General features: G+C 54.1%; 7 protein-coding genes. 2 read left to right on the top strand and 5 right to left on the bottom strand.

Features of this window, described 5'->3' with window-relative positions; all coding sequences use genetic code 11:
- Nucleotides 1-413: 413 nt before the first annotated feature.
- From hemG to pepQ, 4 genes are read right to left on the bottom strand one after another with little or no spacing between them, the layout of a single operon-like run.
- Entirely contained in the window at nt 414-959 is a 546-nt protein-coding gene (gene hemG / locus WB237_RS22615; protein WP_028018162.1) for a menaquinone-dependent protoporphyrinogen IX dehydrogenase, read from the bottom strand.
- Between the two features lie 10 nt (nt 960-969).
- Complete coding sequence (gene trkH / locus WB237_RS22610) at nt 970-2,421, bottom strand: Trk system potassium transporter TrkH (RefSeq protein ID WP_013099227.1); 1,452 nt, start codon at nt 2,419-2,421, stop codon at nt 970-972.
- A gap of 41 nt (nt 2,422-2,462) precedes the next feature.
- Nucleotides 2,463-3,077: an IMPACT family protein gene (locus WB237_RS22605; RefSeq protein WP_028018163.1), complete on the bottom strand. Its 615-nt coding sequence runs from the start codon at nt 3,075-3,077 to the stop codon at nt 2,463-2,465.
- The gene (gene pepQ / locus WB237_RS22600) at nt 3,077-4,408 is read right to left on the bottom strand and encodes a Xaa-Pro dipeptidase (protein WP_114979892.1); all 1,332 of its coding nucleotides are present in this window, start codon (nt 4,406-4,408) and stop codon (nt 3,077-3,079) included. The genes WB237_RS22605 and pepQ overlap by 1 nt, the downstream gene beginning before the upstream one ends.
- Before the next feature lie 190 nt (nt 4,409-4,598).
- Between pepQ and fadB the strand changes: the two genes are divergently transcribed.
- Nucleotides 4,599-6,788: a fatty acid oxidation complex subunit alpha FadB gene (gene fadB / locus WB237_RS22595; RefSeq protein ID WP_336216604.1), complete on the top strand. Its 2,190-nt coding sequence runs from the start codon at nt 4,599-4,601 to the stop codon at nt 6,786-6,788.
- Between the two features lie 9 nt (nt 6,789-6,797).
- A complete protein-coding gene (gene fadA / locus WB237_RS22590; RefSeq protein ID WP_336216602.1) occupies nt 6,798-7,961 on the top strand; it encodes an acetyl-CoA C-acyltransferase FadA in 1,164 nt (387 codons plus the stop codon).
- Between the two features lie 182 nt (nt 7,962-8,143).
- Here fadA and fre read toward each other — a convergent pair whose 3' ends face one another.
- Nucleotides 8,144-8,845 (bottom strand): NAD(P)H-flavin reductase, encoded by a 702-nt coding sequence (gene fre / locus WB237_RS22585; RefSeq protein ID WP_114979889.1) that lies wholly within the window; start codon nt 8,843-8,845, stop codon nt 8,144-8,146.
- Nucleotides 8,846-8,847 lie beyond the last annotated feature (2 nt).

The following is an 8,847-nucleotide window of genomic DNA, read 5'->3' as shown; positions in this document are numbered from 1 at the left end:
GTGTTAGGCCTGCCGCCAGCGTTCAATCTGAGCCATGATCAAACTCTTCAATTTAAAAGTTTGATGCTCAATGAATTAAACTTCGTAATGAATTACGTGTTCACTCGTTGAGACTTGGTATTCATTTTTCGTCCGAGGACATTAAGAATCCATGTCACTTTGAGTGCCCACACAGATTGTCTGATAAATTGTTAAAGAGCAGTTGCAACGCGGCTTTCGCTCACCGTTGCGAGGTGGCGTATATTACGCTTTCCCGCTACAGAGTCAAGCGTTTATTTTGCTTTTCTCTGCTGACCCGGCGGCGTGTGTGCCGTTGTTCCGTGTCAGTGGAGGCGCATTATAGGGAGTTATTCCGACGTGACAAGCATAAAATACAAAAAACTTTTCGTTCGCTCACTTTTCAGACTCAACGCTTATTTAACCCGCGAATCGCCCGATAAATGCGCGATTTCCCGCGCAAAACTGGCTACCTGCGACCAGTCGGTATAAACCACTTCTTTACGTGTATCGGTTTCGCCGCCGGTCATCTTCATGATCAGGCGGATCATGAAGCGGTCATACCAGCGATAGCGAGGATAACGGAGCGCACCAGCAAAAACGGCACAAAGGTCTGGCTGCCATGGAGAGTTCAGCAAGAACTTGCGCGTGTAGCTATTGGTCTGCGGCGTACGCTTCTCCGCTTTACGAGCAACCAGATTGACCGAGTAGAACGCGCCAGGCAATTTGTTGAGCACCGCGGTGTGCTTTTTGACGAAGCGATCGAGTGCCGGATGAAAATGACCGTAACGAATTGACGCGCCAATCACCACGCGATCGTAATCCTGCCAGGTAATCTGTCCGACACGATTCAGGTTCACCACATCAGAGTAAATTCCCAGCTCTTTTAATTCCGAAGCCAGATACGCAGCAATCTCACGCGTTTGCCCGTCTCGCGTAGAGAAAAGAATAAGTGTTTTCATCAACGGCTCCTTATTCGCGCCAGAACGTTGGGGTGAACAGCACCAGCAGCGTAAAGACCTCAAGACGGCCAAACAGCATATTGGCAATGAGGATCCATTTCGCGACCGGGTTCATACTGGCAAAGTTATCCGCCACAACCCCCAGGCCTGGACCAAGGTTATTTAATGTTGCTACGACGGATGCAAAAGCAGAGAAATCATCCACCCCCGTCGCGATGATCGCCAGCATACTGACGATAAAGACCAGCGCATACGCCGAGAAGAAACCCCACACCGCTTCGAGGATACGTTCCGGCAGTGCCCGGTTCCCCAGTTTGATACTGTAGACCGCGTTCGGGTGGACCAGACGCTTCAGCTCACGGTTGCCCTGCTTGAACAGCAGCAGAATACGAATCACCTTCAGACCACCGCCCGTGGATCCCGCACAGCCGCCAATAAAGGCGGAGCATAACAGTAACACCGGCAGGAATAACGGCCAGCGTGCAATGCTGTCCGTGGTGAATCCGGCGGTCGTCGCCATCGACACCACCTGGAAGAACGCCTGATTTAACGTGGTCAACGCTGAGTTATAAACATCATGGAACCACAATACCAGAGTACAGATGACAACCAGCGTAAGCTGGACACCGATGAACATGCGAAACTCGGGGTCACGCCAGTACACTTTCAGGCTGCGCCCGCTGAGTAAAGAGAAGTGCAAACCGTAGTTACAGCCGGAAATCAGCAGGAAAATAGCAATGATGGTGTTAATCGTAGGGCTGTCAAAGTAGCCCACGCTGGCATCGTGGGTGGAGAACCCACCGATAGCAATCGTCGCAAAGCTGTGTCCGATAGCATCGAATGCAGGCATCCCGGCAAACCATAATGCCAGCGCACAGGCCACAGTAAGCAGGACATAAATCAGCCACAGGGTTTTCGCCGTCTCGGCAATACGTGGACGCATTTTGTTGTCTTTCAGCGGCCCGGGCATTTCGGCGCGATAGAGCTGCATCCCACCAACGCCCAGAATTGGCAGGATAGCCACCGCCAGGACGATGATCCCCATCCCGCCGAACCATTGCAGCATCTGGCGATAAAAGAGAATAGCGTGCGGTAACGAATCCAGTCCCACCAGCGTCGTCGCTCCGGTTGTTGTTAAACCAGAGAACGATTCAAAAAATGCGTCCGTGATGCTCAGATTCGGTTGTTCAGAGAAGATAAAGGGCAAAGAACCGACACTTCCCAGTACCGTCCAGAACAGGACGACAATCAAAAATCCTTCGCGTGATTTCAGCTCGCCCTTCTGACGACGGTTAGGCCACCACAACAGAGAGCCGATCGCCAGCGCAACAAAGAAAGTCTGGGTAAATGCCCGCCCCGCACCGTCCCGGTAGATAAGCGCCACCAGTCCTGGGAGAATCATCGTCCCGGAAAAGAGTATGACCAGCAGTCCAACGATTCGGGTTATGGCACGAAAATGCATCTCTGCCGCTTCCTTTGGTATTCAAAAAAGTGAGGTGGGGATTATTCTTCAATCGGCAGCAATTGCAACGAACCACGACTAAAATCAGCCAGTTTTGCTGAAAAAGCAGCCAGTTCCGCCTGAGGAAGCGCCACGCGTAATTGCACCATTGCCTGATATTCACTGTGCGCAATAACGCCATTAAACTGCTTCAGCAACGCTTCGATACCGGATAACTGACCGTAATCGCACAGTAAAGTATATTCGGTGAGTGGTGTTTTGCGGGTAGTTATCAGCAAATTCAGTGCCTGCTGAACCCCACCGCCATACGCTTTCACCAGCCCACCCGTGCCTAACAGGATCCCACCGTAGTAGCGCACCACCACGGCGGTGATTTCACCCACACCGCTGCCCATCAGCTGCGAAAGCATGGGTTTACCGGCTGTGCCAGCCGGCTCACCGTCGTCGGAAAAGCCCAACTGCTGCGAATCGTCCGGAGGCCCCGCGACCCACGCCACACAGTGGTGACGTGCGTCAGGGTGCTCCGCCCGAACAGATTCAACAAACGCCTTTGCCGCCTCTACACCATCGGTATGTGCCAGTAGCGTAATAAAGCGGCTTTTCTTGATTTCCTCAACAAAGGTGACCGGTTCAGCCGGTATCAGCCAGCTTTCCATCAGGCCAGCTTAAGATCTCGCGTCATATTCTCGATACCGTTTTCGTGAACGACCACGTTATCTTCAATACGAATGCCACCAAACGGTTTCAACGCTTCAATTTTTTCCCAGTTGAAGTGTTTGCTGAACTGACCTTCGCGCCATGGCGCTAACAGCGATTCGATAAAGTAGATCCCCGGTTCAATCGTCAGCACCATGCGCGGTTCAAGAATACGGGTGCAGCGAAGGTATGGGTATTTAGACGGTGCCGCCAGGTGCGTGCCGGTATCATCCTGCATAAAGCCTGCAACATCGTGAACCTGCAGACCCAACGGGTGACCGATCCCGTGTGGCATGAATGGCCCGGTCAGATCGTTCTCGACCATCGCCTCTTCGCTCATGTCTTTCACAATCTGATGTTTACGCAGCAGCTTAGCGATACGCTGATGGAACTGAATGTGGTAATCCACGTAACTGGTTCCCGCTTTCATGGTACTGATAAGGGCCAGCTGTTCGTCATTGACGTCTTTGATCAGGTGCGCAAAGTCAGTATCCGCGTTTGCCGCCCAGGTACGGGTCAAGTCAGCCGCATAACCGTTGTACTCCGCCCCCGCATCCAGCAGGAAGCTGCGCATCTCAGACGGCACACGGTGATCAAGTTTGGTGTAGTGCAGCACAGACGCGTGTTCATTCAGCGCGACGATGTTGCTGTACGGCACGTCCGTGTCACGGTGCCCGGTCGCGGTCAGGTAGGCCTGGTTGATGTCGAACTCGCTCATGCCAGACTGGAATGCTTCATGCGCGGCGCGGTGGCCATTCACTGCCGTTTTTTGCGCTTCACGCATGCAGTAAAGTTCGTAGTCGGTTTTGTACGCGCGATAGTAGTGCAGGTAATCCAGCACCCCTTTCGGGTTAAGCTTGTCAGCCGGAATATCCAGACCCAATGCACGCTCCGGAACAGGGCCAATATAGGCGATGTTGCCGCGTGCGGCAGGTAGTTGACTGCCAATACCGTCGGCTTTTGGTAAAGCAATGACGTCCACTTCTTCTGTCCAGAAGCTGGTCGGCAGCGGTTCTACGTTGTGCCAGTAATCGACTGGCAGATAGAACCACAATTTAGGCTTATTCACACCATCCACCAGCAGCCAGCAATTTGGAACCTGGGTTACCGGCACCCAGGCCTTAAACTGCGGGTTGACCTTAAACGGATATGCATGGTCATCCAGAAAAGTATTCAAAAGCTCGCCAGAGTGGATTAACAGCGCATCCAGCTTAAAGCGTGCCAGTACATCGCGAGTGCGTTCCTGTAGGGTAACGATATGATTTTTATAAAGCGAAGCCAGTGAGTCCATCATTCTTCCTTTCATTTTTTTGACCTCAAGTCATCGCATCTTAGCACACCTCACTCCGGCTGCGTGATTTACACCGACCGTGATCAATGCAGCAATTTCTTAATGAGTAATTTGCATTTTATTAACATAAATCCCACACTCCGATTCATCTGGTATGACCAGATCCAATTGCTGGATTCAGGAGACTGACATGCTCTACAAAGGCGACACCCTGTACCTCAACTGGCTGGAAGATGGCATTGCCGAACTGGTGTTCGATGCCCCCGGCTCAGTGAATAAGCTTGATACCGCGACGGTGGCCAGTCTTGGCCAGGCGCTGGATGTTCTTGAAAAACAACCTGAATTAAAAGGGCTGCTGCTGCGCTCGAACAAAGCGGCCTTTATTGTCGGTGCCGATATCACCGAATTCCTCTCGCTGTTCCTGGTGCCTGAAGAACAACTGAGCCAGTGGCTGCACTTTGCTAACAGCGTCTTTAATCGTCTGGAAGACCTGCCTGTCCCGACCATTTCTGCCGTTAATGGCTACGCGCTGGGCGGTGGCTGCGAATGCGTGTTAGCCACTGATTACCGTCTGGCGACGCCTGACCTGCGCATCGGCCTGCCGGAAACCAAGCTGGGTATCATGCCAGGCTTTGGTGGTTCAGTGCGTATGCCGCGCATGCTGGGTGCCGACAGCGCACTTGAGATCATTGCCGCGGGTAAAGATGTCGGTGCAGAACAGGCACAGAAAATCGGCCTGGTCGACGGCGTCGTCAAACCAGAGAAGCTTGTTGAAGGTGCTGTCGCTATTTTGCGTCAGGCGATTAACGGCGATCTCGACTGGAAAGCCAAACGCCAGCCGAAGCTGGAGCCGTTAAAACTGAGCAAAATTGAAGCCGCCATGAGCTTCACCATTGCCAAAGGTATGGTGATGCAGACGGCGGGTAAACACTACCCGGCCCCCATCACCGCGGTGAAAACCATTGAAGCGGCGGCCCGTTTTGGCCGCGATGAAGCCCTGAAACTGGAAAACCAGAGTTTTGTCCCGCTGGCACACACCAATGAAGCTCGTGCGCTGGTTGGCATCTTCCTCAACGATCAGTTCGTGAAAGGTAAAGCAAAACAGCTGACCAAAAATGTTGAGACACCGAAACATGCAGCGGTACTCGGCGCTGGCATTATGGGTGGCGGCATCGCTTATCAGTCAGCCTGGAAAGGCGTGCCGGTGGTGATGAAGGACATCAGCGAGAAATCCCTGACGCTGGGCATGACCGAAGCGGCCAAGCTGCTGAATAAACAGCTGGAACGCGGCAAAATTGACGGATTGAAGCTCGCAGGCGTGATCTCCACCATTCAGCCTGTGCTGGAATACAGCGGTTTTGATCGCGTTGACGTGGTAGTCGAAGCCGTCGTTGAGAACCCGAAAGTTAAAAAAGCAGTGCTCGCGGAAACCGAAGAGAAGGTTCGTCCGGATACCGTACTGGCCTCTAACACCTCCACCATTCCAATTAGCGAACTGGCGAGCGTGCTGAAGCGTCCGGAAAACTTCTGCGGGATGCACTTCTTCAACCCGGTACACCGGATGCCGCTGGTCGAAGTGATCCGTGGGGAAAAAACCTCAGACGAAACCATCGCCAAAGTGGTGGCGTGGGCAAGCAAGATGGGCAAAACGCCGATCGTGGTTAACGACTGCCCGGGCTTCTTCGTCAACCGCGTCCTGTTCCCTTACTTCGCCGGTTTCAGCCAGCTGCTGCGCGACGGTGCCGACTTCCGCAAAATCGACAAGGTGATGGAAAAACAGTTCGGCTGGCCGATGGGGCCGGCGTATCTGTTGGATGTGGTCGGCATTGATACCGCGCATCACGCCCAGGCGGTGATGGCGGCAGGCTTCCCGCAGCGCATGCAGAAAGATTACCGCGACGCAATTGACGCTCTGTTCGATGCTAACCGCTTCGGTCAGAAAAACGGTCTGGGCTTCTGGCGCTACAAAGAAGACAGCAAAGGCAAACCGAAGAAAGAAGAAGACGCCGCAGTGGACAGCCTGCTGGCTGAAGTTAGTCAGCCAAAACGTGACTTCACCGACGACGAGATCATCGCCCGCATGATGATACCGATGATCAACGAAGTGGTGCGTTGCCTGGAAGAAGGCATCATCGCCAGCCCGGCAGAAGCAGACATGGCGCTGGTGTACGGACTGGGCTTCCCTCCGTTCCACGGCGGCGCGTTCCGCTGGCTGGACACGCTCGGCAGCGCCCGCTATCTCGATATGGCTCAGCAATATCAGCACCTTGGCCCGCTTTATGAGGTGCCGGAAGGGCTGCGTAATAAAGCGCGCCATAACGAACCCTACTATCCAGCAGTTGAGCCAGCCCGTCCGGTTGGCGCGCTGAAAACGGCTTAAGGAGTCACAATGGAAAAGGTTGTCATTGTTGATGCGATTCGCACCCCGATGGGCCGTTCAAAAGGCGGTGCATTCCGTAACGTGCGTGCGGAAGACCTCTCCGCGCACCTGATGCGTAGTCTGCTGGCACGTAACCCGGCGCTGGACCCAACCGCGCTCGACGATATCTACTGGGGCTGCGTACAGCAAACCCTGGAGCAAGGCTTTAACATCGCTCGTAACGCCTCGCTGCTGGCGGAGATCCCACATTCGGTTCCGGCAGTCACCGTCAACCGTCTTTGCGGTTCGTCAATGCAGGCGTTACATGATGCAGCACGTATGATCATGACCGGCGATGCTCAGGCCTGTCTGGTCGGCGGCGTGGAGCACATGGGTCACGTACCGATGAGCCATGGGGTCGATTTCCACCCAGGTATGAGCCGCAACGTAGCAAAAGCGGCGGGGATGATGGGCCTGACCGCAGAGATGCTCTCTCGCCTGCACGGTATTAGCCGTGAAATGCAGGATACCTTTGCCGCACGCTCTCACGCTCGCGCCTGGGCTGCGACGCAATCCGGTGCGTTTAAGAATGAGATCATCCCAACCGGTGGTCATGATGCAGACGGCGTTCTGAAGCAATTCAGCTACGACGAAGTGATCCGCCCGGAAACCACGGTCGAAGCCCTTTCCACGCTGCGTCCGGCATTTGATCCAGTCACTGGCACAGTAACGGCAGGTACTTCGTCCGCGCTGTCCGATGGGGCTGCTGCAATGCTGGTGATGAGCGAAAGCCGTGCCCGCGAGTTAGGTTTAACCCCTCGCGCCCGGGTACGTTCAATGGCGGTCGTGGGTTGCGATCCTTCCATCATGGGTTACGGTCCGGTTCCGGCTTCGAAGCTGGCGCTGAAAAAAGCAGGATTAACCACCAGTGATATCGACCTGTTTGAGATGAACGAAGCCTTCGCCGCGCAGATCCTGCCGTGCATTAAAGATCTGGGGCTCATGGATCAGATCGACGAGAAAATTAACCTCAACGGCGGCGCGATCGCCCTCGGCCATCCGCTGGGCTGCTCCGGAGCGCGCATCAGCACCACGCTGATTAACCTGATGGAGCGCAAAGATGCCCAGTTTGGCCTGGCAACGATGTGTATCGGGCTGGGTCAGGGTATCGCGACGGTATTTGAGAGAGTGTAAATCAGGAAAAGTATCTCAAAGCCAATGGCGTCAGAACAAGGCGGCAAGCGAGCGAATCCCGATGAGCTTACTCAAGTAAGTGATTCGGGTGAACGAGCGCAGCCAACGCAGTTATGGCGTCATTGGCGAAGAGAGACAGTTTAGTTGCCGTTCTTCCCGCCTGTCAGGGGCGGGTTTTTTATTTAGATGAAGGCAAAAGCATCGCCGAAGAGACGGTCTTCACGCGCACCACGTTCGTTACAGAACAAGTCACGGGCAATTTTCGCCATCTCAAAACGACCAGCAATATAGATATCGTGCCCTGCCAGCGTACCATGATCCTGCAGTACCGCCGTCAGTACCGTACCACTGCGTCCACGCCAGCCTTCTTCCGGCTGCTCAACCACCGGCTCAATGCGCAGGTTAGGATGGGTTACGCTCAGCGCTTCCAGTTCAGACAGGTCATAGAGATGTTTCTCTTCACGGCCACCCCAGTAAATGGTGATATCACGGTCCGGGTTACGCGCCAGTGCGGTCAACAGAATAGAGCGCACATAAGAGAAGCCCGTCCCGCCCGCGATCAGGATCAGCGGACGGTCTTCGTCATCGCGTAGCCAAGCATCACCATGAGGAATGTCGACCACAATCTCACGCTCTTTAAGAATGCGGTCCATGACGGCCATCGCATACAGGTTAAGCTCTGACGCACCGATATGAAGCTCAATAAATTCCTGCTCCGCTGGCGTTGAGGCCATAGAGAAAGGACGCTTATCACGCTCATCCATCACTACCATTAAGTACTGACCAGCGCGGAAAGAGAATGCCGCTTCTGGCACTAAACGGACGCGATATACAGTATCGGTGATAGCATCTACCGAGGTCACTTTACAGCTTAAGGTTGTCATTC

This window comes from Enterobacter sp. P82, from assembly GCF_037053385.1.
Taxonomy (GTDB): domain Bacteria; phylum Pseudomonadota; class Gammaproteobacteria; order Enterobacterales; family Enterobacteriaceae; genus Enterobacter.
The sequence above is the reverse complement of the archived record's forward strand: the minus strand, read 5'-3'. Positions and strand labels throughout refer to the sequence as shown.